The following is a 25492-nucleotide window of genomic DNA, read 5'->3' as shown; positions in this document are numbered from 1 at the left end:
GTCGCGGCCCGCCGCCCCGCCTCGAAGGCGATGAAATAGACGTTGCGCAGCAGGAAGATGAAGATGATCCAGACGATGAAGAGCGGCTCCGCCTCCTTCACGCCAAGGCCGCCGAGGCCGAAGATGACGACGAGGGTGACCGCAATAGCGGCCGCGACGATGATCACCACATCGAGCAGGAAGGCCGAAGCCCGCGTACCGGCGTCCGCCAGCTTGATCCTGAGGTCGACACCTTCCGGCGTGATCAGCGGCCTTGTCAGCTCGGCAGGGTTCCTAGCCGTTGCCATGCCGCACCAGCCGGAACAGGTAGAAATAGGCGATCCAGAAGACCAGCATGCCGCCGCCAATGGCGTAGCGCGCCGCATCGCTGGTGATTGTCTGGCGGCCGATGCCTTCTAGCAGGCCGGCAGACAGAAGCATCATCATCACGCCGACCATCACGGTCGCCGCCACTCGCCCGGCCTGGGCGGCGGCGGCCATCCGGGTCAGTTCGCCGGGAAAGGCGATGCGCGTGCCGATGCGCATGCCGGCCGCGCCCGCCAACGCAATGGCGAACAGTTCGGTCGTGCCGTGGATCGACAGCCAGCCGCCGAGCTCCAAGCCCAACCCATTGGCCGCATAGACCTGGAACAGCGCGCCCAGCATACATCCGTTCATCAGGATGATCAGCACGCTCGGCACCGCGAAGGCGAAGCCGAGAGCAAAGGCCAGGATCGCCACCTGCGTGTTGTGGGTGAACAGATAGGCGGCAAATCCGGACAGGAAGTGGCTGCTGCCGCCATCATAGAGCACGCTGCGCAGGACTTCGGCAGACGAATCCGGGTTGCGCCCGCCGGCAAGGCTGGGCGCGATGATGGCGTCGTACCAGCGTTTGTCGGAGGCGACCAGCCAGTAGCCGGCAATGGCGCCGATCACCGTCAGTCCGACCGACACCCAGGTCTCACGCCACAGGTCGCGGATCGCCGCCGGCCAGTCACGCAGGAAGAAATCGCCGACGCGCTGCCTCAGACTTCGTCGCGTGCCATAGAGATAGAAATAGCCGCGCAGGCTGAGCGCCTCCAGATAGGCGATCAACGCGCTGTCGAGCGACGTCGCGCGGGCCACCGAGAGCGAGGACAGAGCCGAACGGTAGAGCAGGGGCAGCGACAGCAACTCGTCTTCCGAAAGCGTGCGCGGCGCGCGTTTTTCGACGCGCGAAAGCAGCGCCTCGAACGCCTTCCAGTCGGCCTCGCGCTCCTGGCGGAAGCTTGCCAGCGACTGGCGTACGGCATCGGTGCCGGCGGGCAGCGTCATAGGAGGTTCTCCTCCTTGATCTGGATATAACGCTCGACCAGCGCCGGACCAAGCCGCTGATGGTCGGCCTCGATCACATGCGCGCCGAGCAGCCGCAGCCGCCCGATCACCACTTGCCGCTCCCGAAGCAGGCCGCCCGCGATGACCGCGCGGGCCACATCCTCGGGTTTCGTGGGCTGCATGTCGGCCAGCGTCTCCAGTTCAACATCCTTCATCAGCACGAACAGCACCAGATGCCGCTCGGCCAGCCGGCCGACGGTGCGCAGCATCAGTTCCGCGCTGATCGGATCGACGAAATCGGTGAAGACGATGACCAGCGAGCGACGGTCGAGCTTGGCCGCCAATGTCGTCAGCGCGAGCGTGAAATTGGTCTCCGCGCTGGAATAGTCGATCTCGGCCGCGCGCTTCTGGATCATCGTGAAACTCGGCGAGCCGCGCACCGCGCCGCTCGAGACGCGAGGCGTGGCATCGAAGGAGAACAGGCTGACAAGGTCGCCGCCCTTGAGCGCAATGAAGGCCGACAGAAGTGCTGCCGTTACCGCCCGGTCAACTTTCGGCACGCCGTCGACCGGCTCGCACATCAGCCGGCCGCTGTCGATCGCCAGCACGATGTTGTTGTTCTCCTCGACCCTGAACTCTCGCGCCAGAAGCTTGCCGTGGCGGGCGCTGCGCTTCCAATCGATCATCCGCCGGCCCATGCCCGGCTGATAGTCCTTCAGCGCCTCGAACTCGCGGCCCTGGCCGGCCCGCCTCTGTGCGTGACCGTCGGCGAGCGCGGAGCGTTGCAGCAAGGTGATGGCCTCGTCGCGCGCGCTGCTGACGTCGGGCAGCACCGCCACCTTGCGGTCCATCGGCAGGACGACCTGGTTCCAGGTCAGCCCGAACGGGCCGTTCCAGCGCAGCCAGAGCCGGTCGAAATTGGCAATGCCGCGCCTGCGCGCCGTGAATTCGAGGTCAAGCGTGCCGCCGTTCGCCGGTAACGCGCCGCCTGTGCGACTGACCGGCTCCACACGCCGATCGTGGCCGACACGCGCTTGCAACATGCGCGCCCGCTGGCCGAGCCTGGCCGCGACATGCACGGTAAAGCGCCCGCCGACGCCGACCTGCCCCGGCGCCGAGAGACTGGCACTGAGCGAGGCGCGCCCACGCCCGGCCGCTGCGTCGACCGCGAGAAATGCAAGCAGCGCGCAGATCCACAGCAGGCCCAGATACCAGACATGCGGCAGCGCGAGCGCGATGAGGAAGGCGGGGATCGCTCCCGCCGCCGCTGCCCACACCGCTCTGCCGGTCGGGTAGATCAACGCGGCGCCTCCGTCTGGTCGACGAGGTCGGAAACGATCTGCTCGACCAGCCGCCCATCGATCTGCGCCGCGGGCGACAGGATGACGCGGTGGCGCAGCGCTGGTATGGCGAGCGCCTTGACGTCGTCGGGAATGACATAGGCGCGGCCGTCGAGAGCCGCCCTGGCGCGTGCCGCGCGCGCCAGCATGGCGCCCGCCCGTGGGCTGGCGCCAACCTCGAGGTCCGGGCTTTCGCGCGTGCGGCGCACCAGAGCCGCGATATAGCCGACGACATCGTCGACCAGCGTCACGTCACCGACCGTGGCAAGGGCTGCTTCCAGCGTCTTGCGATCCGTCTGCGCCTTGATGCCGTATTGCGCAATATCGTGCGAGGCGGTGCCGCCGCCGTGGTGCACGATGATGGCCCGTTCCTCCTTGAAATCCGGATAGCTCACCCGGTGCTTGAACAGGAAGCGGTCGAGCTGTGCCTCGGGCAGGGGGTAGACACCCTGATGCTCGATCGGGTTCTGCGTCGCCACCACCATGAAGTTCTGGCTGAGCGCATGCGTGGTGCCGTCGAAGGTGACGGCATGTTCCTGCATGGCCTCCAGAAGGGCGGCCTGCGTCTTCGGCGGCGTGCGGTTGATCTCATCGGCAAGCAGAAGGTCGCAGAAGATTGGCCCGCGCGTCAGCGTGAACTGCCCGCTTTGGAAATTGTAGATGTTGGAGCCGACGATATCGCCAGGCATCAGGTCGGGCGTGAACTGGATGCGGCCATAGGCGACGCCAAGCGCTTGCGCGAAGCATCGCGCGGTCATGGTCTTGGCGGTTCCCGGCGGGCCTTCTAGCAATATGTGGCCGCCGGCGAACAATGCCGTCAGCATCAGATCGACCGTGTCGCGCTGCCCGGTGATCGCTTTCGCAACTTCTTCCCTGATCGCGGTCGCCAGGGCTTTCACATCATCGACGTTCACCGAGCCTCCTTGTCGTCCAGTCATGCAGCGCTTCCGCTGCTTCATGCATTTGCACCAGATTCCGAGCTTCAGCCGCCGCCTTGAAGCGACGGCCGAAGCCTTGCGTTTCGCTTCGGTCGCGGGAATCGAGCCAGCGGTCGAGCGCCTCGCCGGGCAGGCCTTGCGGCGCGCCGAGCAATGCGCCGGCACGCGCACGCATCAGCGCCGCATACCGATCGCCGAGCGCGCCGAGCCGCCCGGCGCGCTTCAGGAGCATCGCCGTGCTGTCGACCAGCGCCCGCTTGCCGAAGGCAATCGCCCGGGCCTCGGTGCGCGGCGGTCCGAACCGGCCGAGCCCATGCAGGAAAGCAAGGGCCGCCGCCGCCAGCACCGACAGCGTCAGCGCCAGGAAGGGCGGCTCGACCAAAAGCTTGGCAAGATCGTATTTCCGCCCGACGCCATGCAGCGTCAGGTCGAACATCACCGGGCCCTTGGCCGGCTCCAGCATGGCGATGATGTCAAGTGCCGCCGCCGCCTTTTGCGGATCCTTCAGCGCGGCGTTGTTGATCAGATCGGGGTCGGTCAGGACGTAGAACGGCTCTTCGTCGAGCTCGGTGAGAACGGCCTTGCCATTGCCCGCAGCGATCAAGGGGTGATTGTCGGCGACCCATTGCAGGTCTTCCGGCGTCGTGACCATGCGGCCTGCGACGTCGATCTGCCCGACCGGACTCTTGCCTTCGCCCAGCTTGGCCTTGGTGATGCGCCCGAGCCAGTCATTGACGACCGTGTCGGGCAGCCGTTCAAGCTTCATTTCCCAGCCTTCATGGTCCTGCAGTGGCAAGGTGACCCATTTGGGCAGCACGAACAGCGTGGCCTTGCCCGAGCGAAGCTTGATGATTCTTGCCAGCGCGGCCGGGTCGCTGTTTGGCGCTATGGTGACAATCAGCAGGAATTCGGACGCCACGTCTGAACTGAACGCTTCCTCGCTGCGCGCCATGGGTGGCGCCTGTCCATTGGTGAGTTTCAGCCATTCGACGAGCCCGGCATAGCCGGAGCCGCCCTTGGAGAGCGGCGTGCCGCCGCCTTCCGGCTGGCGGAAGTCCGGCGCGTAGGTCGACAGCAGGAAAAATCCCGCCGCGGCCAGCAAGCTGGCAAAAATGCCCCAGAATAGGGTTTTGCGTCTGAACGGTTCCTGCGCGGCCTCGACCGCTGGCGCGCTCATGTCCAGGCATCCCTGAAGACAAAGCGTTCATAGGCGCCGCGCGCCTGCTGCCAGCCTTCGGCTCCGACCGGCCGGCGGGCAAACAGCGCTGCCTCGACGATGCGCGCGATCTCGCTGAAGGCGCCGCGTGCCCGCGCCGGCAACGATGTGGCGCGGCGATGTCGCGCGAGGTCAGCGACGGGCGCAGAAAGTCGGGCAGCCGCCCGGCAATGTCGGCGACGCTGCGGCGAAGCAGAAGATGCACCGCCTCGTCGTAGTCGCCGCGAGCCGCGAGCGCGTCGGCCTCGGACAGCAGGATCTGCGCCGCACCGGCATCCGGGTGCCATGTCTCTTCCGCCTCTGCCTGCTTGCGCGCGCGCCGCCAAGGCGGGCGCCATGCCACGCCCTTGGCTTCGAGGGCCACGAGAACCGCGATGACCGCGACGCCGACGATCACCGCGCCCCAGAACAGGTAGATCATGTAAGGGCCGATCTTCGCCAATGCTTCCAGAAAAGGCCGCAGCCATTCCGGCGGCTCGGGCTGCACCAGCGTCGGCAGGTCAAACTGGATGGAATCGTCCGCAAGCAACTGCTTGTGTATCTTTGCCAGCCATTCGGCGTCCTGCGGCTGTAGGACTGTCACCCGCTCGCCCCTCTGCCCCTGCGGTTCGGTGCCGACACTGGCAACACGCCTCGACAATTGCAAGTCCACTGGACGAAGCCTTTTAATCTTGGCAGATTTACTTTCGAGGCGGGTTGTTTGGATGTTGCGGCTGCTCGGGGGATATGATGACCACTGCGACATTGGTACAACCCGGCCGATTCGAGATCGGCAGGGTGTTCAACAACACTTTTGCCGTTATCGGCCGCAATATCGGGCTTTGCCTTGGCCTTGCCGCTCTGTTCGCCGGCGTGCCGACGCTGCTGGTCCGGTTGTGGACCCAGCCGCAGGTCGACGCGATGTTGCATGGCGATCCGGGCGCGATGGCGGATCCCCATGCGATGTTCCGCAGTTCCTACCTCAGCCTTGTCGCCGGGCTGGCTTCCTTCGTTTTCACCATGCTGCTGCAGTCGTCACTGGTCCGGGCGACGATCGAGGACCTGAACGGCAGGCGGCCCTCCTTCGGCGACTGTATTCCGATTGCGATCCGCTTCCTGCTGCCGACGCTGGCGATTGGCTTCCTCGTCGCCTTTGGCTCGGTCCTTGCCATGCTGGCCCTGATCGTGCCCGGCATCATCCTGTGGCTCGGATGGTCGATGTCGGTACCGGTCCTGATTCAGGAGCGGCGGGGCGTTTTCGGCTCGATGTCGCGCAGCCGTGCCCTGACTAAGGGCAACCGCTGGTCGCTGTTTGGCTTGTTTCTCATATTGATGATCATCGCGATGATCATCCAGTGGGGGGTATTGCTGGTTTTCTTTCTGTTTGGCGGGATTCTGGCGCAGCTGGGCGCGGCGCTGGTGCAGACCGTGGTCTCCATGGTGCTGTCGATCGCCGCCGCGGTCAGCTATGTCGAGCTGCGCCAGGCCAAGGAAGGCGCAAGCATCGACGAACTGGCGCGGATATTCTCGTAGCGGGCGGCGCCATTCGCAAGGGGGCAACAGCCCAGTTCAACGACGGCGGCTACGGTCGGATCGCACGCTCGTCCGGCACAGACAGGACGAACTGGAGAAGGGGCGACGAGGGCATGAGGACAGGTCTGCCGCGTCCGACAGCAATTCGCGGCAGCGTCATCAAAATGGATGGCGACTTTCGTCCGCGCCTGTGGTGGCATCGAGCCCAGGTGGAGAGCGGACCGCCGGAGCAACAGGTCCATCTTCCGGTGAGTGGGCAAACTCCCTCATTGAGCGGCCTCTTTATTGGCTCCGACCGAGGAGAGTCGATATGTATGATCCTGCCGAGAGGAACAAAAGGCCGCGTCGTACCCAACCAGCCGAAGATGAGCGCCTGGCGCGGCTCGAGAAAACAGCCAGGCTCAAACGGCTTCGGTCTTACGCTTCCTGGCTTGCGCCTGATGCATGCGCCCAATTTCATGATGAGATCGACTGCTCCGCGCTAATTGAGGAGAGCCGTTCCTTGAGCCTGGCCTGATCGGCCGTTTCCCTCGCCTGATCCGTAAATCCTGAAAGGTCCGGTCCTTGCCGTGGCGGCTCGGGCTTCCATAGCCTGAAGATCGGGTTCGGAAGAAACATCCTCGGAATCTCAGTGACAGCAACCGCGCGGTACGCTCGTCCGGCACAGGCATGACGAGCTGATCTCCACGTCCGCCCTGGCCAGCGCCGCGGCGAGCCTTGCCTGCAGGGCCGGCAGCTCCTCGCTCTCGCCACGCCGTCTCAAACATTCGACAAGCCCATGCAGCGCCCAGACATTGTCCGGGTGCTGGGCGCAGCGCTGCACCTTGCCGCTGATGCCGAGATCGTCACGATAGACCTGCTCGGCCTCTTGCATGTGACCCTGGTCGAGAAGCAAGGCCGCCAGTGCATGGCGGGGAGGGTGCATCCACGCCCATGGCTCGGTGTAGGAGAGGTTGTCATCCAGCTCGACCGCCTGGCGCAAATGGGCGTAGGCCCTTTCGTGCCGGCCCTGATGGTAGGCAAGCTCGCCGTCGAGCAAGGCGGCCCCGACGGCGAGCGAGGCACGGGTCGGGTTGCTGAGGAAACGCCGTTCGGTCGGAATGGTCTCCAAATGCCGGTGGAACCGGTCGCGCTCGCGCTCGGCTTCCGTGAATTGCCTCAGAGCCGCATGGGCGACACCCTTGGCGTAGTGCTGCATGGCCGCTGTCAGCACATAGAGGCCGGGCCCTTCGACCGGCGGTTCGTCGATGATCTCTTGCCAACGGCCGAAGCGTACCTGCACGTGCGATTTCATCGCATGATAGCCTTCAACCGTTTGCGTCAGCTTGGGCCGGTCCAGGATGGCGACCACGTCTCGCGTCACCAGTGCGCGCACCTTGTCGGCAGCCCACAGCGCCGGCCGATACTGGCCAAGGAACATGCAGGTGAACATCATCAGGTGCAGATCGTGGCAGCAGCCGAGCAGGTAATAGGTCGGCTCGTCCGCATAGGCGAGATAGAGGTCATTGGCGCGGACCGCCTTTTCGCTGGCGATCCTCGCTTTCTCGTAGTCGCCGCATAGCACGTAGATATGCCCCGGCATGTGGTTCATGTGCCCAGCATCGGGGCACATTTCGCCGAGCCGGTCGGCCGAGCGGAGGCCGCGCTCCGGCATCGTGGACATTTCCAGGAGATGGATGTGCAGATGCAGGATCGCCGGGTGTTGTGCCGCGCCTGCCTCGTCGGCAAGCCCGATCGACCGCTCGCAAACCTTCAGGGCTTCAAGCACGTCGGAATTCGGCGCCGGCTCACCGGTCTTGAGGTCCCACAGCCGCCGCACCGTGCGCATCATCAGCGCCTCGACCAGCAGCGCCATCACATCGTGGTCGTCGGGAAACTTTTCATAGACCCGCCGCATCGCTGCGGCATAGGCATCATCCCATCGTTCGAATTCCTGCGGGCTGACCGCGTGCGGCTTCTGGAAGCGAGAGGCCAGCGCCTCGATCAATCGCCGTTCGATCTCGCTGGCGCCGCCCGCATGAGCACGCGCCAGCCGGACATGCTGGAAGCAGCGCCTGGTCGCGCTGTTGGCCTCGGCCTCGCCATGTTCCTTCCAGGTCAGATTGTAGAAAGGCCCGGCGGCGTAGGCGATGCCCCAATGCACCATCGCGCAGCCGGGATCGGTCTCGAGCGCCTTCTCAAAGCACTTGATGCCTTCCTCGTGGTTGAAGCCGTAGCACCAATTGAGCCCGATATCGAACCAGCGCTGGGTCTCGGTCGAGCGGGTGGAGATGGGACGGCGATACGTGCCAAGGTTGAAGTGGTCCATTTCCCGGCTCGTCTGACTCACCGCCTTCGTCAGGCAAGCGCAGTCGCTGTGCTCACTGCCTCCAACCCTCGGCCCGATCCGAATCGTCGCGCGATTTGGCTATTTCACCCACAGGCTGGCATCGGCCGAATGGCACCATATACACGGCACGCGCCGGCAATGGAATGCCGCAGCAAGACCTCTCTAGCCTCGGAACGCGACCTGCAAATCAGAATTTATAGGCGATCCCGATGCGAACCTCGTTGGTCTTGAGGTGTTCGTGCTCTTCCCAACCCGGGTCGGCGTTATCGGTTGCAGTCGTAACCTTGCCGAAATCGGTGTAGCGATATTCCGCCTGGCCGACCCAGTTCTTGTTGAAAGCATAGGCGAGGCCCGCGCCGACCGTCCAGCCGGCCTTGATTGTCGACTTGGAATCCGTTGCCGGCCCGTCTTCGAACTTCGTGTGAATGTCTCCCAGCGCCAAACCGCCGGTGACATAGGGCAGCCAGTTGTCGAACGCATAACCCAAGCGCCCGCGCAACGAGCCCTGGGCGTCGATATGGGTATTGTCGTCGGTTCCGAACGGCCAGTCCGGGTTGTGGCCGACAATTCCGGAGGCCTCGATATCGCCTTCGACGCCGCCGACAATGTTGCCCCATTGCATATTGTAGCCGGCAAAAACACCGCCGGTGACCCCACGGAGCCTGAAGCTATCCGAATAATCTGAATCGCCGCTGACGATGTTCTCGTCCTGGATACGGTCCTTGCCCCAACCGTAACCGATCTGGCCGCCGATATAGGCGCCTGTCCAATCGTAGGTGGAAGCCACGGGAAGCTCGTTCACAACATCGGCCGCCATGGCCGAGGTGAGAGTCGCGCCCAAAATTGCTGCTGCCAAAACGTATTTCATAGCCTCTCCCCGCATGCCTGACCCGAGCTTTATATCAGTATCACCTTATATATCGGTATCACAGGAATCCCCCTGCAATTGCATGGTTGAAGCGCACACTTTCCCCAAGCATGTTGCGACGGCGCAACTAAAGGGCGTTTCGGAGGGCCGTTTGGCCTGCTTCCAACGATTGTCGCCCCGATTTCCGAGTTCGCCGAGGAGCCGCGTTGCCACGGTGAGTCAGCCGCGGCTGGATTCCTTGGCCATCAATGGGTGGCTCCAGGCATTGCAAACGCCATGGTGCCACTGCCGATGTTTACGACTCTAGCGCTGGGGTTTCTGACAAGAATGCCGCCCGGCCTATGTCAGGGTGGACGGCTTTTGAAAATGGAGGTCTGAATGGGAATTGAACCCACTACGTCGGTTTTGCAGACCGCTGCGTCACCGTCACGCCTCAGACCATGCTGGTCTTGCGGCCACTCCATCAACTCTGATCAACCTTGCCGTAGGCGCCTTGCTTGCGACGCGGCCGAAGGAAACGGCGGCTCAGACATGACTTGATGCTCAGGAGGCGCGGCAACCAAGCTGCTGCCACCCGGTGGCAGCGACCGGGCCGGCGTCTTTAGATATCGGATAGGTTTAGCCGGTATCTATCGGAAAGAAAGGAGCCGGAAAGTCATGACTGAGATCTGGCACTCACTCCTTGCCAATCTTGCCCTGGTCTCCATCCTCGTCGTCGCCTGGGATCTTGTGGCGGACTTCACCGGGCGCCTTCCACAGCGCATCCAGTCGCTGGTTCTCGGGGTGGTCATGTGCTTTGGCGCGATCATTTCCATGGCGACGGCCCTGTCCGTCTCCGGCTTCGTCGTCGACCTGCGCGCCGCCTTCATTGCTGCCGCCGCGTTCTTCGGCGGATGGCCGGCAATGGTCATCGCCACGGCCGGCTCCATTGCCTATCGCATCCACCTGGGCGGGCAGGGCGCGGGCATCGGCATCGTCGGCATCCTCATCACCGCGATCGTCGGTATTGCCTGGCACCACATTGTAGCGGCCCGGTCGCGCACCATCTTCGACATATTCGGCCTCGGCGTGTCGGTGGCTTTCGCCGGGCTGCTCACGCTTCTGGTCATTCCCCCACAAGTCGTCGCCGATCTCGTGCAGCAGAGCACGCTCCCTTCGCTCGTCTTCCGTTTCCTCAGCACCGTCATCATCGGCGTCCTGCTCCACCGGCAGCTGCGCCAGCGCGATCTCGCAATGTCCAACATGATCTACCGTGCGATGGTCCGCGAGCTGCCGGATTGTCTGAACATCAAGGATGTCGACGGTCGTTTCATCGCCGCCAATCCCGCCACCGCTGAAATGATGCGCGCCACTTCGGTCGAGCAGCTTATCGGCAAGACCGATTTCGATTTCTATCCCAAGGAGGTCGCCGAGGGTTTCCGGCAGGATGAGATGGGCGCGCTGCAGGCAGGCCAGACGCTGCGCATCGACCAACCGGCCGTCTTCCCGGACGGCAGGCAGGGCTGGCTCTACACGTTGAAAGCGCCGTTCCGTGATGAGGCCGGCAAGATCACCGGTGTCATCACCTACAATCGCGACATCACCGAGCAAAAGCGGAATGCCCAGCTCAAGAACGATTTCATCTCGACCGTGAGCCACGAACTGCGCACCCCGCTGACATCCATCCGCGGCTCGCTCGGCCTGATCGCGGCCGGCGTGGCGGGCGAACTTCCACCCAAGGCCGCCAACCTCGTCAACATCGCTCACAACAACAGCGAAAGGCTGGTTCTTCTCATCAACGACATCCTCGACATGGAGAAGATCGAGTCGGGCGTGATCGCCTTCAAGATCAAACAGATGGCGGTCCGCCCGGTTCTCGAGCAGGCCATTGCCGCCAGCTCAAACTACATGGCCGACAGCCGGATCCGCATCGTCCTGGTCGATGATGCTCCGCGCGCCCAGGCCAATATCGACCCGGATCGCCTCCATCAGGTCATGGCCAACCTGCTGTCGAATGCGATCAAGTTCTCCGAGGCCGACGGCACCGTTATGGTAAGGCTCCTGCGTCGCGATCGCGACATGCTGCGCATCTCCGTGATCGATCAGGGGGCAGGCATCCCTGAAGCTTTCCGCAACCGCATATTCGGCAAGTTCGAACAGGCTGACGCGTCCAGCACCCGCAGGAAAGGCGGCACGGGCCTGGGCTTGAGCATCGTCAAGACCATCATGGAAAAGCTGGGCGGCGCCGTTTCCTTCGAAACCGAGGAGGGCAAGGGAACCTCGTTCCACGTCGATCTCCCCGAGGTGCACGGGCGGGAGGCGGAGTCCGATTTGCCTGTCCGCCCGTCGCGCGAGGTTGATGGCCGCCTGCGGGTTCTCATCTGCGAGGACGAAACGGACGTCGCGGTGGTGATCGCGGCACTTCTCGACGCGGAAGGGTTTTCCAGCGACGTCGCCCCTGACATCGCCACGGCGAAGGCGCTGTTGCGTTCCCGTGACTATGTGGCTCTGACGCTCGACATCAGATTGGCAGGGGAATCCGGTATCAAGCTCTTTCATGACATCAGGGCGTCGCCGCTGAATTCCGGCATTTCGGTCATCGTCATTTCCGCCGTCGCCGACGAGGCCAAGCGTTCGCTGAACGGCACCGCCGTCGGCATCGTCGACTGGCTGGAGAAGCCGGTGGATCCGCGCCGCCTTCGCGCCGCTCTGGCCAAGATTGTCGCCAGCGACGACGAACAGAAGCCGAAGATCTTGCATGTGGAGGACGACGAAGGCGTGCTTGCCGTGATGTCGGAGGGACTGGGCTCGGGTGTTTCGATCACATCGGCAAAGACCCTGAAGGATGCCCAGCAGGCGGTCGCGCATCATCGCTTCGACCTGGTCATCCTGGACATCGCGCTTCCCGACGGGTCGGGGCTTGATCTCCTCGCCGATCTGCCGCTCGAGACCGGGGTCATCGTGTTTTCGGCGGCGGAGCTGGACCAGAAACTCGGCGATCGGGTGCAGGCGATCATGACCAAGACCAGGGCATCGGAGATCGATGTCGCCAAGCTGGTGAGAGGTATGTTGGCTTCGTCCCGCATCGACGTGAAACCCGCGGCCCGTGCCAAGGAGTGACATCGATGCCGGTAAGGATCCTCTATGTGGACGACGAGGACGACATTCGTGAAGTCGCCCAGATGTCACTGGAGCTCGATCCGGAATTCGAGGTGCGGTGCAGTTCATCGGGCGCCGAGGCACTGACCGATGCTGCCGATTGGCAACCCCACCTCATCCTGCTCGACGTGATGATGCCGGACATGGATGGGCCGGAAACGCTGAAGCGCCTTGCCGATTCGCCGCTGACAGCGTCGATCCCCGTGGCGTTCATCACCGCGCGCACCCAGACGCACCAGGTCGAACGCTATCTGGTCATGGGAGCGGTCGGGGTGATTGCCAAACCCTTTGATCCGATGGCGCTTGCCGCCGAGGTCAAGAACCTGCTGCCGCGGCGAGCCGGCCCGGCCTAGGCAATTCCAGGAGAAGTGGACGGAGGAACGGCAGGCAGGCTGCTTGGAAACTTTGCGCCGCTGTTTACGGCTCCTATACCATGCACCCATATTCATCTACTGATTGTATCGAAATGCGGCCGTCGCGAGTCGGGTTTATCTATGATCGGGCGCATTGCGCGGCGCGATGATTCGCGTGGGTTTTGTTTGCATGGACCGCGTTGGCGGATGTCGGTTCATGGGTTGATCACTCCGGGGGGCACGAGGCGTGAACCGGAGCCGGACAGGTGAATGGAGCGAAAGCAAGAGTTCTGATCTGCGATGACGACCCCTTGTTGCTCGAACTCATGGAATTCAGGCTGAGGGCCAAGGGATACGAGGTCATCACGGCGGTGGACGGGGCCGAAGCACTCGCAAAGGCGGAGCAGGACGGGCCCGACATCATCGTGCTCGACGCGATGATGCCCAAGGCTGATGGCCTTGAGGTGCTGGCTCGTATCAAGGCGGACCCGGTCCTGTCCGAAACCCCAGTGGTCATGCTGACCGCCCGCAAGGCCGAAAGGGACATCGTCTCGGCCCTTGAAAAGGGGGCTGACGACTATCTCGTGAAGCCGTTCATTCCCGAGGAGCTGCTGGCCCGGCTCGCGCGTCTGATCGCGCGCAGGTACGGGAAACGCTAATGCGGCGCGGCCGGCGCGCCATCCTTGCCGCATGCCTGTTCCTGGGAGTTGCCGCAACGCCCTGCGCGACGCTGGCCCAGACGGTGGACGAGCTCTACGCTTCCGGCGTCAAGGCCAGGCAAGCCCAGCATTTCGACGAGGCGGCGGACCTGTTTCGGCGTGCGCTGGTGCTCAAGCCAGACAATGCCGACGCCCTGGTGCAGCTTGGCTTCTCCGAGCTCGGCCGCAACAATCTGCCGGCGGCGCGGGATGCCTTTTCAAGGGCGCTTTCGCTCGCCCCGACCTATCTGGACGCCACCTTCGGCATGGCCGAGGTCGAGTACCGCTCCGGCAATCTTGATGCCGCGCTGCCGCTGGCGGAGAAGGTTGCGCAAGCCGAGCCCGACAATGCCGACGCTGTCGCGCTCGCCGCCAACATCCACAAGGCCAGGCAGGCCGCCGTCAACAAGGGCAAGCAGGGCCCTGCCACGGCGTCGTCTAAGAAGAGACCGTTCCACCGGCGACCCGATCCCGTCGCCGGCCTGACGGAGCAGGGCAGGCAGTTGCGGGCGGCGGGCAAGTTGCCCGAGGCGGAAAAGGTCGTTCGACGCGCCCTTGCGCTGGCGCCGCGAAACACCGACATCCTGGTCGCCCTTGGGTTGATCGTGGGCTCCAGCCAGAGGTTCGACGAAGCGGGGCATTTCTTCGACCAGGCGCTTGCCGTGAAGCCCGGCCTTCTCGACGCCCGCCTCGGCAAAGTTCGCTTGGCAATCTGGCAGGGCGACGTGCCGCGCGCCCGGATCCTGGTCGATGACGTACTGGCAACGGCCCCGAACAATGTCGAGGCCCTCAACCTTGACGCGAGGATCTCCCTGCTCGAGGCGGATCACGCACGGGCCGAGCGGTCGTTCGAACGCGTCCTCGCGATCGATCCGCGCAATGCCGAGGCGCTCGTGGGGATTGGCGATGTGCGTCGCGCCCGTGGCGATGACGACGGCGCGCGGCAGGCCTACAGGCAGGCGCTCGCCATGGAGCCCGGCTCTACCGATATCGAGCAAAGGCTGGCCGTGCCATCGCCGCGCAAATGGCGGCTCGATCTTGGCAGCGAAGTGAGCGATCTCACCGACGGACTCGGCGATTGGACGGACAGCTCGGTCGGGCTCGCCTATCGCCTGACCCAAAGCACGACGATTTCGGGCCACACCCGGGTTGCGACACGATACGGTCACACCGACGTCCAGATCGAAGGCCGCATCGATCAGGTGTTCTCGCCTTCGTTGTCCTTCTATGTGCTGGCCGCAGCGACGCCAGATGCCGACTTCCTGGCGCGATATTCGGTCGGCGCCGGCGCTTCCTGGCAGGCTGTGGCACCGGCAAAAGCATTCGGGCCGTTGTCGTTCAACATCGATACCCGCTACGACGATTTTGCCAATGCCGACATCATCAGCATCTCGCCATGGGTACAGGCTTATTCCCTTGATGGCCGGCTGGGGCTTTCGGCCCGCTGGGTGCACGCAGCCGACGATATCGGCACGCGTGCGGATGGCTATGTGCTGCGCGCCGATCTTGCGGTGACGCCGCGTTTCAACGTGTTCGGCGGCTATGCCGACGCTCCCGAAATATCCGATGGCACGCTGGTGCCGACGCGAACCGTCTTTGGCGGCGTCTCCTGGGACGTCAACGATCCGATGACGCTGCGCGCCAGTATAGCGCATGAGCAACGCCCGACATTCGACCGAACCATATTCGGGCTCGGCCTAACCACGCGGTTCTGATCATGTGGTACATCTGGGATCTGTCCATAGTGCTCTCGGCCCTTTCCCTGACGATCATGCTGGTCCTGATCGTGCGTCGGGTGCTGCAGGAGCGCCGGGGAGTAGCGGAGGCCGATCAACGGCGCTTTCTTCTGACGGCGCTGATTGCCTTTACGGAAAACCGGGATCGTGAAGCGCTGAAGGCGGCGCTGCTCTCGGTGCCGGCGAGCGTGGCGATCGATGCCGGCTTCGAGTTCATTTCCCTGCTGCGCGGCGAGGAGCATGAAGATGTCGTTGCCGCCTTCAATGAATGCGGGCTGCCGACCCTGGTCGCCAGGCAACTGGAACGAGGCAACGGCGCCGAACGCGTTCACGCGGCCGAGATGCTGGCTGCTCTGCGTTCGGAAAATGCGGTGGTGAGCCTTCTGAGTGCGCTCGACCGCGACCGTTCGCGCGAGGTCAGGATCGCCGTCGCCATTGCGCTCTGCGATGTTGGCGCTTTGCCTCCTCTCGGTATTGCGCTGCGCAAGATCGGCGTAGCGGGGCAGCGGTCGCGGCGCCTGATCGAGCTTTTCAGGCGCTTTCCACCAAAGCGGTTCGAAGAACTCGAGGATCACGCGCGACGTCAGGACGCGGTGCCGTTCACACGGGCGGCCGCGATCGACGCGCTGGCGCGCAGCGGCGGGTTCCGGTTTGCCGATTTCTTCGCCCGCGCCGCCGGTGATCCCTCCCCGGAGGTTGCCGCCGCAGCGCTGCGGGCGCTTGGCCTGACAGGGCATGCCAACGCACCGGCCATCCTGGTCCAGGCTATGGGAAATGGCGACTGGGACGTGCGTGCCGACGCGGCCAACGCCGCCAGCCGCCTCGGCCTGTCCGATCTCGCCGCGCCGCTTGTGCGGCTTTTGGACGACGAGGCATGGACCGTGCGCTATGCCGCCGCCAACGCGCTACGCTCATTCGGCCAGCCGGGGGAGCGCATTCTGCGGGAGATCGCCGCGAGCGAGGTTTCGCGCAGTCAGCGCACGGCTTCGCTCATTCTCGCTGAAGGACCGGCCGCCTGATGTTCGACTGGAGCCGAGAGGTCGTTCTGGCCGCCACCGTCCTGTCCTGGTTCATCATCGGGGCGGGGCTGGCGCAGACGGCGGTTTACCTGCTGCAGCTCATCATCGCCGCCTACGCGCTTTCCAAGCGACCGCCAGTCGCCCGTTCGGCACTGTTGTGGCACCGCTATGGCGACGTCGCGCCGCCAATCGCCTTGCTCGTGCCCGCCTATAATGAAGAGGTGAACGTGGTCGAGAGCGTCCACTCGATGCTGGCGCTCGAATATCCGAATTTCGAGGTGATCGTCATCAATGACGGCTCGAAGGACCAGACGCTGCAAAGCCTCATCGACGCCTTCAGGCTGGTGAAATTCCATCGGCCCTACGAGGAGGCGCTGGCGCATAAGCCGATCCGCGGCCTCTATTCCTCGCCTATGACCGAACGGCTTTTCGTGGTCGACAAGGAAAATGGCGGCAAGGCCGATGCCCAGAATGCCGGCCTCAATGTCTGCCGCGCCCCGCTCTTTTGCGTCATCGACGGCGATTCCATCCTCGAGCCGGATGCGCTGATGCGCGCGGCCCAGCCCTTCATCGACGATCCCGAGCGCACCATCGCCGTCGGCGGCACGATCCGTATCGCCAATGGATCGAGGGTCGAGGCCGGCAGGGTGCGCGAGATCCATCTGCCTGGCCGGCTGCTGGCGCTGTTCCAGGTGGTCGAATATCTGCGCGCCTTCCTCATGGCGCGGCTGGCGTGGAGCCGTATCAACACGCTGATGCTGGTGTCCGGCGCCTTCGGCGTGTTCCGCCGCGCCGAAGTGGTGGCGGTCGGCGGCTTCACCAAGGGGTCGATGGGCGAGGACATGGATCTGGTGATCAAGCTGCACCGACATATGCGGGATGCACAGCGCAAATACCGCATCCAGTTCATTCCGGAGCCAGTGTGCTGGACCGAAGCGCCGGAGACGCTGAGCGTGCTTGCCAGGCAGCGAACGCGCTGGCAGCGCGGCGCGCTCGAATGTTTCTTCCGTTACCGCTCCATGCTGTTCAATCCGCGCTATGGCCGCGTCGGCTTCCTCGGCTTCGGTCACATACTGGTTGTCGATGTGCTTGGACCGGTGGCCGAGGTGCTGGGCTATGTGTTGATCCCGGCATTCTGGCTGCTCGGCATACTTTCGACCGAATATCTGCTGGCTTTCACCTCGCTCACCTTCACCTACGGTGTCTGCGTCAGCGTGTGTTCCCTGGTTCTCGAAGAGGCCGAACTGCAGCGTTTTCCACGCGCCAGGGACCTTGCCCTGCTCACGGTCGTCGCCGTGATCGAGAATTTCGGCTACCGCCAGCTCAACAATTTCTGGCGCGTGAAGGGATGGTGGCAATATTTGCGCGGCAACCAGGGATGGGGCGAGATGACCAGAACCGGCCTGACCGGCGTTAAGAAATAAGCCCGGCCGCCCGCATCATTTCAGAGTGCGCTCGATCTCCGCGATAAGCGTATCGAGCGCGGTCGGAGCGGCCTGCGGCTGCTCGATCAGCAGCGTCTCCAACTCGGAGGCTCGCGCGCTGATATCCGGAAAGCCGAACGTTCCGGCCGCACCCGCGAGCGAGTGCGCGATCCCGACCAGCACATCGACGGATTCTTTGCCAGCCAGGAAACCACGCTCACGAGCGGCCTTCAGCTCCGCGAGCCGATCGTTGCACCGGACAAGGAAACGTTGCTGCAAGGCACCGAAGGGATCGTTTGAGATTGGGCGATGCTCCATTGCGCGACGTCAAGTGTATTCAAGCAGAAACCGGCGCGAGTTGGAACGGACTGCTGACCGTTGGCGCTGGCCCGACCGTGCCGCCGCCCCGCTGGAGCGGTTCACCATTTCATGGAAACGGCGATCCGCTCTTCCTGAAATTGCCCTAGTTGGTACCGTGGTGGGGCGGTTCGTTTTGCCAGCCAGCCAGCTCCGGCAAGTCGTCGAGCCAACTTTTCTCGCTCATCAAAGCAGCGCCGGCCTGAAGATCTGCCTCTGTGGCGTTCTGAATGAGCCAGTCCACCCACTTCCGATAGGCGGCCGGATCCAGTTGCGGCGGCAGCACCTTGGCCTTGGCCAGCATGCGTTTGCGGAAACTGGTTTGTCTACGCAGTTTGGTCGTCGTGAACTTGATGACCTTGCCTTGATAGTCAACCGTCCAGCGATCGCCTCCAAGATGGACAAGGCTGTCGATGGAGAAACCGGCATCGACCGGCCTGTCCCGCCAAGGCAGTTCGACGGCATTCTTCCTCAACTCGATGGCCCATCGCCTGTAATCGGCCCCGGTACGCTGGGGCGGCAATACGCCGGCCTGTTCGAGTATCTTCCTCCGGAAAGTAGGCTGTTTCTTGAGCTGGCCGGTCGTGAACTCGACGCGATGCCCACGAAACTCGACATGCCAACGGATCCTTCCGTTGCCGACATACTTCACCAGCCGGTCGATGAGGAATTCGCCATCGGCAAGCGTAACGCAGCCTTGGCTGATGCTTTCGTGAATCAACTCGGTGTCGGTGACCATTATCCGGCCTCGTGCAGAACTTCAGGCAGCTTAGCCATTGGAACGCACCTGCCACCATCAATCTTTTTCACTCGGGATATATCACGTTCCTCAAGCCGCCCAAAAGTGACGCGCCGTGCGTTCTAGGGGCGCGGGGAGCTTGGTGCAGGTGCCGCGCATCACCCGGTCGCGCTTGCTGTCGGCGGCCTCGAGCCCCTTCATCCTGACAAAACTGTGCAAACCGTCGTGTTACAGTCAGATGGTGATATGTCGCCGATCGCATAGCGATCGAAGCAAATGGGAGAGTTCGCCACGTCCAGGATCAACCGCCGCGCCTTGCTATTCCACTCCGGCAGCGCAGTCGTCGCCTCAACGGTTGCGGCAACCGCACGCGGCACAGGGTCGCCAGGCCAAGACCAGGAACCGTCCGATAGACTGCGAGAGCTGATTGAGGCCCACAGGGCGGCATACGCGGCGTTCGGCAAGGCGCTGCATGACTTGGGCGGCGACTCCGACCGGGCCAGCCGGGAGGAGGAGATGGCGCTGCTCGCCATCTGCGGCTATGCCGCGGTTGAGGAAGGGGATCGCCTGGCCAAGGGCCGATATCTTCTGGAGATTGAGGCGCGCGGCGAACTCGACCTCGCGGAGCATATGCAGGCTGTTCTTCGATCGACGATGTGGAAGGGGTGAGGCGGCCGGAGCGCAACCACGACAGTATCCGGCAAGGGAGGTTCGCCAAATCCTTCCGTCTTCGAGAGACGAAAGGATTTGTCTTCTGCCTACGACCGGCGGGTGAGCGGACGGCGGCAAGCTCGAGCAGCGCCGGAAGGTCCGGGCTCGACCAGTCACCGTCCATGTAAGCTTCGGCAAAAGCGATGTCGCCGCCCGCGAGCAGGCGCCGCAACGCGCGCCAGCGATAGAGCACCACCGTCGCTTCAGGTCCCGGCCTGGTGGTCGGGTGTCGCGCCGTTCGGCGTGCGCACGGTGATCTTGCCGACTTTCAGACAACCAGGCAGCCGCTTGATCACCGGCCGACGAAGATGCCGGACCACAGATCGGCTTCCGCCCTGCTTTCAGTATCCAACGACATCAGGCCCGGTCTTCCCTTGTGAAAGTTTAGGCGAAGCGACATGGGTAACGGGGCGTCGCGGCGGGGCAGGGCGTTTGTGAAGCCGCACGCCCTTTGCCCATAGCCGCAGCGCCTCCCAATGGATGCCGGCGACCACCTTCAGCGTCATCAGCGGATAGGAGAAGAAGGCGCGCATCAGCGCTGCGTCGGTCAGCATCCGACGCTTACCGGAGAAGCTGGCGACGATCAGCGGCCCCTGGTCGTCGCTGCCGGTGATGTGGATGGCCACATTGTCGCCGGGCAGACCGATCCGGAAGCTGTAGTTCATTCCCATCGCCATGAACGGCGAAACATAGAGGCGTTTGTCGCAATGCTGCCGGACGGTGCCCTCGCGCGCATCGCTTACGGGGATAAGATAGCTGTGCCGCTGGCCGAAGGTGTTGTTGACCTCGTAGAGGATCGCGGTCAGGTCGCCTTGACGGTTGTGGCAGAAATAGATGCTGAGCGGGTTGAAGGCATAGCCGATCATTCTGGGCATCGACAGCAGCCGGACCGGGCCGCCGGCCTCGATCCCCGCCATGATGAGCTGACCTTCGATATAGGCTTTCAGCGATCCGCTCGAACCGTCCCCGTGATCGCGGTCGAAGAAGCCGAACAGATTGAAACGGTTGTGCGACAACAGGCGAAGCCGCTTGCTCAGCACCTCGACCTCGTCGAGGTCGAGCAGCAGGAAGAACATGCGATAAGAGAGACGGTGCTGCCGCGGCTTCAGCCGCTGGTGCATCACCTTGCCGGCATAGAGGGCCGATTCCAGCTCCAGCATCACGCCGCCGCGAGGTTGCGCCGCGCCGCGGCATCGACGATGTGGATCCGGCCGGATTCGTGGGGCACATTCCAGGGCCGCCGCACCCCGCCCAGCGCCTCGGCGACGGCAAGCCCCGCCTGCAGGCCGTCCTCGTGGAAGCCGGCGCCGAAATAGGCGCCGCAGAACCAGGTGTTACGGCCGCCCTGCAGTGACCACAGCTGTCGCTGCGCGCGCATTGCGACGGCATCGAATACCGGATGTTCATAGGTCTCGCTGTGCCGCACGGTGTTTCCCTCCGGCTCGACGACCGGATTGAGCGTGACGAAGAGCTGCTGGTCGTCGGGCAGCGATTGCAGCCTGTTCATCCAATACGTAACGGAGAGCCGGCGGGTTTCACCTGGGCCCTCCGTCAGATAGTTCCAGCTCGACCAAGCGCGCTTGCGACGCGGCATAAGGCGAGGGTCCGAATGCAAAACGGCCTCGTTGCGGCTGTAGCCGAAGCTGCCGAGTTGCCTTGTTTCCTCGCTACTCGGGTCGGCGAGTATGCGCAACGCCTGGTCCGCATGCGTCGCGACCACCACATGGTCGAAGCGTTGCTCAGAGCCCTCGCAATCCGTGAGCCAGACCGCTCCACCACGCCTGGCGATCGAGCGCACGCAGCGTCCGGTAAAGGCGCGGCCTGCAACGCCCTTCGCCAGCAGCTCGACATATTTACGGCTGCCGCCGTCGACGGTGCGCCATATCGGCCGTGCTGCGAGCTTCAACAGCCCGTGGTTCTCGCAGAAGCGGATGAAGGCCGCCGCTGGATAACTGCTGACGTCGAGCGCCGGCGTCGACCAGATCGCCGCGGCCATTGGATAGAGATGATCCTCGCGGAAAGCGGCGCCGTAGCCCTTGGCGTCGAGATACTCGGCCAGGCTGATCTCGCCGATGCGGGCGATGTCATAAGGTGCTTCGCGATAGAAGCGCAGCAACTCCTTGAGCATGCTCCAAAAACGGAGACGTCCGACATTCGTCGGTTGCGCCAGCAATCCGCGCAACCCCGTGCCGGAATATTCCAGCCGCCCGCCATCGAGCGATACGGCGAAGGACATGTCGGACGACTTGGTGCGCACGCCCAGATGAGCGAACAGCGCCGTCAGATTCGGATAAGTCACTTCGTTGTAGACGATGAAGCCGGTGTCGACCGGGGTGCCGCCGGCATCGACTGTGTTGCTGTGGCCGCCCAGGCGCCGGTCCGCCTCGAACAGCGAGACCCGGTGCCGCGTCGAAAGCAGCCACGCCGCCGAAAGGCCGGCAATACCGCTGCCGACGACGGCGATGTCCAACGGCTTTTCCGCTTCGAAATGGCTGCCGCCGCTCATCGTCCGCTTCCTCCGATTTGCTATGGAAGGAAGCCACCTCCTCCCTTAGTTTCACCTTCTACGCAGCGGTGCGGGCTGCGGATCACCGCCTGCGGCAATCGTTGCGTGGCTTGTGATCCGAAAGGGATTGCCGCGCGTAACAGGGCTTATGAATGCATCGGGACATCATTTCATTGCCGACAAAGCCTTTCTCGCCTTCGATGCTGCGAAGACCGGATTGGCGGTGACCATGCGCAGGGATGACGAGGGCCTGTCGGCGCTGGAAGCGAGCCGTCTGCTCGCAGCGGTCGCGGCCGATCGGGATCGCGCCGCCTTCGCGGTGCTGTTCGGGTTCTACGCGCCGCGCGTGAAGGCCTTCCTGAAGCGCTCGGGTATGACGGCGTCCGCCGCCGAGGACGTCGCCCAGGAGACAATGCTCATCGTCTGGAAGAAGGCGTCCTATTTCGATCCGGCGCGGGCCGGCGTGTCGACCTGGATCTTCACCATCGCCCGCAATGCTCGGGTAGACCGGTTGCGCCGCGACGGCCGGCCGGCGGCTATCGCCGAGGCGTTCGACCCCTCCGATCAGCCGGAACCGCCGGTTTTGGGGGAAGAAGCGATGATCGCGGCGGAGCGCGAGGAGCGCGTGCGGGCAGCGCTCGGGCTCTTGCCGCGCGAGCAGGCCGATATCCTGAAAATGTCCTTCTTCGGCGAGGAAACCCAATCTCAGATCGCGAGCGCCTTCGGCATTCCGCTCGGCACCGTCAAATCGCGCGTCAGGCTGGCTCTCGGCCGCCTGCGCCAAATCCTGGACGACCTCAAATGATCAAGCATCATCCAAGCGATGAGACGCTGTTTCGCTACGCCGCCGGCAGCCTGGAACCCGGGCCGCGTATTGTGGTGGCGGTCCATGTCGGCGGCTGCGAGGTCTGCGCTTCGCGGATAGGCGAATTCGAAGCGGTGGGCGGTTCGCAGCTGCACGACATCGAGCCGGACGAGTTGGAAGCCGGCGCCCTCGATCGCGCCATGGCGATGATCGAGGCTGATGAGGCTGGCCGCCGCACACTCGCTGCAAGGCCAGGGCTGCCGCGCGCCGAGGTGGGCATCCGCTTGCCCGAGGTGCTGGACGAGTGCGGCATTGGACCATGGCGCTGGATCGGGCCGGGCGTGCGCTGGAGCCGGGTCACGCTGCCCGGCGACGACAATGCGAACGTCATGCTGTTGAAGGTCAGGGCCGGGCGCAGGCTGCCCGAGCATACGCATGCGGGCCATGAATACACGCACGTGCTGCAGGGCTCGTTCTCCGACGCGCGCGGCCGCTACGGACCGGGTGACCTCGATGAGGCCGATGACGACGTGCAGCATCAGCCGATCGTCGACAAGGACGGCGAGTGCATCTGCATTGCCGCGCTGGAAGGCCAGATGAAGCTGCGCGGCTTCTTCGGCCGGTTGATCCAGCCTCTTATCGGATAGCTGTCCGATGGGCATTGTCCCTGTCATCGTCGTCGCAGCGGTCGGTCTCGCCGTGACCATGGCGCTCGCCTGGCTGGTCGCGGTGCGCAGCGGCAGGTCGGGATGGGTCGATGCGATCTGGTCCTTCGCCGTCGGCGTTTTCGGTGCCTTCGCGGCGCTCATTCCTGCCGTCGACGGTGACAATCATCAGCGTCAATGGCTGGTCGCCGTTCTGGCGCTCGCCTGGTCGCTGCGGCTCGGTCTCCATATCGTGGTGCGAACCGTCCGCGACGGCCGCGACGATCCGCGCTACAGCCAGTTGAAGCAGGAATGGGGGTCGAACTTTCCGAGCCGGCTGTTCTGGTTTCTCCAGATCCAGGCTGCGGCCGCGTTTCTGCTTGTGCTGTCGATCATGGCGGCCGCCCACAATCCGGCGCCGGCCTTCGGCCTTGGCGATTGGGTCGGCATAGCGCTGATGCTGGCAGCGGTGGGCGGCGAGGCGCTGGCCGACGGGCAACTGAAGGCCTTTCGCGCCGATCCCGGCAACGAGCGCAAGGTCTGCGACGCGGGTCTCTGGGGCCTGTCCAGGCATCCCAACTACTTCTTCGAATGGCTGGGCTGGGTTGCTTATGTCGCGATCGCGATAGGCTCGCCCGTGGTCTATCCCTGGGGCTTCGCGGCACTTGCTGGGCCGGTGCTGATGTATTGGCTGCTAGTCCATGTCTCCGGCATTCCACCGCTCGAGGCGCACATGCTGCGCTCGCGCGGCGATCGGTTCCGCCGCTACCAGGCGCGCGTCAACGCGTTCTGGCCCGGCGCCCCCAAGGCCGCGGCCGTCAATCAAGGGAGTTGAACATGAGCCTGATTTCGTCAGCCATCCGCGCCGTCGAGCGCGCGCCGCTTCCCGACAGCGCGACACGCTACGGCATAGGCGTTCTCGTCGGAAGGACACGCCGGCGGCTGGCGACAACTGGATCGGTCGACGAAAGGCGATTCGCCGGCGATATGGCGGGCTATTCCATCGCCGAGCATACCGCGGTCGCCAACGAGCAACATTACGAACTGCCGCCTGAATTCTTTGCGCTCACGCTCGGCCCCAACGGCAAATACTCCTGCTGCCTCTATCCAAATGGCAACGAGAGTTTGGCCGAGGCTGAGATCGCGGCACTGGAGCAGACCGTCGAGCATGCGGGGCTGCGCGACGGGCAGTCCATTTTGGAGCTCGGTTGCGGCTGGGGTTCGCTGACGCTGTTCATGGCGCAGCGCTTTCCGGCGGCGCGCATCGTCGCGGTCTCCAACTCGACACCGCAGCGCCTGCATATTCAGGGCCAGGCAGCCGCGCGCGGCTTGACGAATGTCGAGGTCATCACCGCCGACATGAATGCGTTCGAGCCGCAAGGCCGCTTCGATCGCGTCGTCTCGGTCGAAATGTTCGAGCACATGTCCAACTGGCGCGACCTGCTGGCCCGCATCAGAACCTGGCTCGAACCGGAAGGCAGGCTGTTCATCCACGTTTTCAGCCACCGCCACAGTCCTTACCGCTTCAACCATCGCGACGACGCCGACTGGATCGCCAAGCACTTTTTCACCGGTGGCATCATGCCGAGCCACGGTCTGATCGGCCATTTTCCCGACTGCTTCACGCTCGAGAGCAACTGGCGCTGGAACGGGACGCACTATGCGCGCACGGCGCGCCACTGGCTGGCCCGCTTTGACGGGAACCGTGACCGCATCGGGGAAATCCTGGCGGATGTCTATGGCGCGGACGCCGCACTTTGGCGCCGGCGCTGGCGGCTGTTCTATCTCGCGACCGAAGGCCTATTCGGCCATGCGGCGGGCCGGGAGTGGGGCGTCAGCCACTATTTGCTGCGCCCGGCGGGCTGA

25 protein-coding genes and 1 tRNA gene are annotated in these 25492 nt (G+C 64.0%); 13 read left to right on the top strand and 13 right to left on the bottom strand.

The window, feature by feature from the left end; translation table 11 throughout:
• The 6 genes from C1D09_RS27525 to C1D09_RS33920 form a co-directional block, all read right to left on the bottom strand.
• Positions 1–287: RDD family protein (locus tag C1D09_RS27525; RefSeq protein WP_484177375.1), on the bottom strand; the 287-nt coding region annotated here is incomplete at its 3' end.
• Positions 274–1293: a stage II sporulation protein M gene (locus tag C1D09_RS27520; RefSeq protein ID WP_143977205.1), complete on the bottom strand. Its 1020-nt coding sequence runs from the start codon at positions 1291–1293 to the stop codon at positions 274–276. The genes C1D09_RS27520 and C1D09_RS27525, both read right to left, overlap by 14 nt.
• Complete coding sequence (locus tag C1D09_RS27515; protein ID WP_143977204.1) at positions 1290–2594, bottom strand: DUF58 domain-containing protein; 1305 nt, start codon at positions 2592–2594, stop codon at positions 1290–1292. Before C1D09_RS27515 ends, C1D09_RS27520 begins: the two co-directional genes overlap by 4 nt.
• Positions 2591–3547, bottom strand: coding sequence for an AAA family ATPase (locus C1D09_RS27510; RefSeq protein ID WP_143977203.1), 957 nt, complete (start codon positions 3545–3547; stop codon positions 2591–2593). The genes C1D09_RS27515 and C1D09_RS27510 overlap by 4 nt, the downstream gene beginning before the upstream one ends.
• Positions 3534–4748 carry a DUF4350 domain-containing protein gene (locus tag C1D09_RS27505; protein WP_143977202.1) on the bottom strand — a complete coding sequence of 405 codons (1215 nt, stop codon included), beginning with the start codon at positions 4746–4748 and terminating at the stop codon, positions 3534–3536. Before C1D09_RS27505 ends, C1D09_RS27510 begins: the two co-directional genes overlap by 14 nt.
• The gene (locus tag C1D09_RS33920) at positions 4745–4891 is read right to left on the bottom strand and encodes a DUF4129 domain-containing protein (protein WP_246135897.1); all 147 of its coding nucleotides are present in this window, start codon (positions 4889–4891) and stop codon (positions 4745–4747) included. The genes C1D09_RS27505 and C1D09_RS33920 overlap by 4 nt, the downstream gene beginning before the upstream one ends.
• 2 nt (positions 4892–4893) lie before the next feature.
• Here C1D09_RS33920 and C1D09_RS33915 point away from each other — a divergent pair, with 2 nt between their 5' ends.
• Both C1D09_RS33915 and C1D09_RS27495 read left to right on the top strand, forming a co-directional pair.
• Positions 4894–5361 (top strand): hypothetical protein, encoded by a 468-nt coding sequence (locus tag C1D09_RS33915; RefSeq protein ID WP_246135896.1) that lies wholly within the window; start codon positions 4894–4896, stop codon positions 5359–5361.
• Positions 5362–5639: 278 nt separating this feature from the next.
• The gene (locus C1D09_RS27495; RefSeq protein WP_246135895.1) at positions 5640–6299 is read left to right on the top strand and encodes a YciC family protein; all 660 of its coding nucleotides are present in this window, start codon (positions 5640–5642) and stop codon (positions 6297–6299) included.
• 628 nt (positions 6300–6927) lie between these two features.
• Here the strand turns inward: C1D09_RS27495 and C1D09_RS27485 are convergent.
• The 3 genes from C1D09_RS27485 to C1D09_RS27475 form a co-directional block, all read right to left on the bottom strand.
• On the bottom strand, positions 6928–8607 hold the full coding sequence (locus C1D09_RS27485; RefSeq protein WP_143977200.1) for a tetratricopeptide repeat protein: 1680 nt from the start codon (positions 8605–8607) through the stop codon (positions 6928–6930).
• A gap of 208 nt (positions 8608–8815) precedes the next feature.
• On the bottom strand, positions 8816–9511 hold the full coding sequence (locus C1D09_RS27480; RefSeq protein ID WP_143977199.1) for an outer membrane protein: 696 nt from the start codon (positions 9509–9511) through the stop codon (positions 8816–8818).
• A gap of 352 nt (positions 9512–9863) precedes the next feature.
• A tRNA-Cys gene (locus C1D09_RS27475) sits at positions 9864–9936 on the bottom strand.
• Between the two features lie 217 nt (positions 9937–10153).
• On the opposite strand from C1D09_RS27475, the gene C1D09_RS27470 reads away from it, so the two are divergent.
• The 6 genes from C1D09_RS27470 (at position 10154) to C1D09_RS27445 (ending at position 17864) form a co-directional block, all read left to right on the top strand.
• Complete coding sequence (locus C1D09_RS27470) at positions 10154–12595, top strand: hybrid sensor histidine kinase/response regulator (protein WP_143977198.1); 2442 nt, start codon at positions 10154–10156, stop codon at positions 12593–12595.
• A 5-nt stretch (positions 12596–12600) separates the two neighbouring features.
• Positions 12601–12987 (top strand): response regulator, encoded by a 387-nt coding sequence (locus tag C1D09_RS27465; RefSeq protein ID WP_143977197.1) that lies wholly within the window; start codon positions 12601–12603, stop codon positions 12985–12987.
• A gap of 266 nt (positions 12988–13253) precedes the next feature.
• Positions 13254–13646, top strand: a complete 393-nt coding sequence (locus C1D09_RS27460) for a response regulator transcription factor (RefSeq protein ID WP_143977196.1) — start codon at positions 13254–13256, stop codon at positions 13644–13646.
• Positions 13646–15400, top strand: a complete 1755-nt coding sequence (locus C1D09_RS27455; RefSeq protein WP_143977195.1) for a YaiO family outer membrane beta-barrel protein — start codon at positions 13646–13648, stop codon at positions 15398–15400. Before C1D09_RS27460 ends, C1D09_RS27455 begins: the two co-directional genes overlap by 1 nt.
• A gap of 2 nt (positions 15401–15402) precedes the next feature.
• Positions 15403–16440 (top strand): HEAT repeat domain-containing protein, encoded by a 1038-nt coding sequence (locus C1D09_RS27450; RefSeq protein ID WP_143977194.1) that lies wholly within the window; start codon positions 15403–15405, stop codon positions 16438–16440.
• Positions 16440–17864 (top strand): glycosyltransferase family 2 protein, encoded by a 1425-nt coding sequence (locus C1D09_RS27445; RefSeq protein WP_143977193.1) that lies wholly within the window; start codon positions 16440–16442, stop codon positions 17862–17864. The genes C1D09_RS27450 and C1D09_RS27445 overlap by 1 nt, the downstream gene beginning before the upstream one ends.
• 15 nt (positions 17865–17879) lie before the next feature.
• Here the strand turns inward: C1D09_RS27445 and C1D09_RS27440 are convergent, their stop codons facing one another.
• Together C1D09_RS27440 and C1D09_RS27435 are read right to left on the bottom strand one after the other, a co-directional pair.
• Positions 17880–18182, bottom strand: a complete 303-nt coding sequence (locus C1D09_RS27440; RefSeq protein WP_143977192.1) for an Hpt domain-containing protein — start codon at positions 18180–18182, stop codon at positions 17880–17882.
• 145 nt (positions 18183–18327) lie between these two features.
• Positions 18328–18960 carry a hypothetical protein gene (locus C1D09_RS27435; protein WP_143977191.1) on the bottom strand — a complete coding sequence of 211 codons (633 nt, stop codon included), beginning with the start codon at positions 18958–18960 and terminating at the stop codon, positions 18328–18330.
• A gap of 276 nt (positions 18961–19236) precedes the next feature.
• Between C1D09_RS27435 and C1D09_RS27430 the strand changes: the two genes are divergently transcribed.
• Positions 19237–19629, top strand: a complete 393-nt coding sequence (locus C1D09_RS27430) for a hypothetical protein (protein ID WP_143977190.1) — start codon at positions 19237–19239, stop codon at positions 19627–19629.
• Between the two features lie 383 nt (positions 19630–20012).
• On the opposite strand, the gene C1D09_RS27425 is transcribed toward C1D09_RS27430, so the two are convergent.
• Together C1D09_RS27425 and C1D09_RS27420 are read right to left on the bottom strand one after the other, a co-directional pair.
• Positions 20013–20834 carry a DUF1365 domain-containing protein gene (locus C1D09_RS27425; RefSeq protein ID WP_143977189.1) on the bottom strand — a complete coding sequence of 274 codons (822 nt, stop codon included), beginning with the start codon at positions 20832–20834 and terminating at the stop codon, positions 20013–20015.
• On the bottom strand, positions 20831–22177 hold the full coding sequence (locus tag C1D09_RS27420; protein ID WP_143977188.1) for an NAD(P)/FAD-dependent oxidoreductase: 1347 nt from the start codon (positions 22175–22177) through the stop codon (positions 20831–20833). The genes C1D09_RS27425 and C1D09_RS27420 overlap by 4 nt, the downstream gene beginning before the upstream one ends.
• Positions 22178–22325: 148 nt before the next feature.
• Between C1D09_RS27420 and C1D09_RS27415 the strand changes: the two genes are divergently transcribed.
• Genes C1D09_RS27415 through C1D09_RS27400 form a run of 4 tightly spaced genes read left to right on the top strand, consistent with a single transcriptional unit; the run spans position 22326 to position 25492 of the window.
• Positions 22326–22982, top strand: a complete 657-nt coding sequence (locus C1D09_RS27415) for a sigma-70 family RNA polymerase sigma factor (protein WP_143977187.1) — start codon at positions 22326–22328, stop codon at positions 22980–22982.
• On the top strand, positions 22979–23629 hold the full coding sequence (locus C1D09_RS27410) for a ChrR family anti-sigma-E factor (RefSeq protein WP_143977186.1): 651 nt from the start codon (positions 22979–22981) through the stop codon (positions 23627–23629). Before C1D09_RS27415 ends, C1D09_RS27410 begins: the two co-directional genes overlap by 4 nt.
• A gap of 7 nt (positions 23630–23636) precedes the next feature.
• On the top strand, positions 23637–24461 hold the full coding sequence (locus C1D09_RS27405; RefSeq protein ID WP_143977185.1) for a DUF1295 domain-containing protein: 825 nt from the start codon (positions 23637–23639) through the stop codon (positions 24459–24461).
• A 2-nt stretch (positions 24462–24463) separates the two neighbouring features.
• The gene (locus C1D09_RS27400; RefSeq protein WP_143977184.1) at positions 24464–25492 is read left to right on the top strand and encodes an SAM-dependent methyltransferase; all 1029 of its coding nucleotides are present in this window, start codon (positions 24464–24466) and stop codon (positions 25490–25492) included.

The organism is Mesorhizobium intechi (assembly GCF_002879535.1).
In the GTDB taxonomy this organism is placed as follows: Bacteria; Pseudomonadota; Alphaproteobacteria; order Rhizobiales; family Rhizobiaceae; genus Mesorhizobium; species Mesorhizobium intechi.
The sequence above is the reverse complement of the archived record's forward strand: the minus strand, read 5'-3'. Positions and strand labels throughout refer to the sequence as shown.

Excerpts from the sequence above, each read along its gene's own strand:
- C1D09_RS27520 (WP_143977205.1), bottom strand. The coding sequence starts at position 1,293 with ATGACGCTGCCCGCCGGCACCGATGCCGTACGCCAGTCGCTGGCAAGC.
- C1D09_RS27505 (WP_143977202.1), bottom strand. The coding sequence starts at position 4,748 with ATGAGCGCGCCAGCGGTCGAGGCCGCGCAGGAACCGTTCAGACGCAAA.
- C1D09_RS33915 (WP_246135896.1), top strand. The coding sequence starts at position 4,894 with ATGTGGCGCGGCGATGTCGCGCGAGGTCAGCGACGGGCGCAGAAAGTC.
- C1D09_RS27485 (WP_143977200.1), bottom strand. The coding sequence starts at position 8,607 with ATGGACCACTTCAACCTTGGCACGTATCGCCGTCCCATCTCCACCCGC.
- C1D09_RS27480 (WP_143977199.1), bottom strand. The coding sequence starts at position 9,511 with ATGCGGGGAGAGGCTATGAAATACGTTTTGGCAGCAGCAATTTTGGGC.
- C1D09_RS27470 (WP_143977198.1), top strand. The coding sequence starts at position 10,154 with ATGACTGAGATCTGGCACTCACTCCTTGCCAATCTTGCCCTGGTCTCC.
- C1D09_RS27465 (WP_143977197.1), top strand. The coding sequence starts at position 12,601 with ATGCCGGTAAGGATCCTCTATGTGGACGACGAGGACGACATTCGTGAA.
- C1D09_RS27455 (WP_143977195.1), top strand. The coding sequence starts at position 13,646 with ATGCGGCGCGGCCGGCGCGCCATCCTTGCCGCATGCCTGTTCCTGGGA.
- C1D09_RS27450 (WP_143977194.1), top strand. The coding sequence starts at position 15,403 with ATGTGGTACATCTGGGATCTGTCCATAGTGCTCTCGGCCCTTTCCCTG.
- C1D09_RS27445 (WP_143977193.1), top strand. The coding sequence starts at position 16,440 with ATGTTCGACTGGAGCCGAGAGGTCGTTCTGGCCGCCACCGTCCTGTCC.
- C1D09_RS27440 (WP_143977192.1), bottom strand. The coding sequence starts at position 18,182 with ATGGAGCATCGCCCAATCTCAAACGATCCCTTCGGTGCCTTGCAGCAA.
- C1D09_RS27435 (WP_143977191.1), bottom strand. The coding sequence starts at position 18,960 with ATGGTCACCGACACCGAGTTGATTCACGAAAGCATCAGCCAAGGCTGC.
- C1D09_RS27430 (WP_143977190.1), top strand. The coding sequence starts at position 19,237 with ATGGGAGAGTTCGCCACGTCCAGGATCAACCGCCGCGCCTTGCTATTC.
- C1D09_RS27420 (WP_143977188.1), bottom strand. The coding sequence starts at position 22,177 with ATGAGCGGCGGCAGCCATTTCGAAGCGGAAAAGCCGTTGGACATCGCC.
- C1D09_RS27415 (WP_143977187.1), top strand. The coding sequence starts at position 22,326 with ATGAATGCATCGGGACATCATTTCATTGCCGACAAAGCCTTTCTCGCC.
- C1D09_RS27410 (WP_143977186.1), top strand. The coding sequence starts at position 22,979 with ATGATCAAGCATCATCCAAGCGATGAGACGCTGTTTCGCTACGCCGCC.
- C1D09_RS27405 (WP_143977185.1), top strand. The coding sequence starts at position 23,637 with ATGGGCATTGTCCCTGTCATCGTCGTCGCAGCGGTCGGTCTCGCCGTG.
- C1D09_RS27400 (WP_143977184.1), top strand. The coding sequence starts at position 24,464 with ATGAGCCTGATTTCGTCAGCCATCCGCGCCGTCGAGCGCGCGCCGCTT.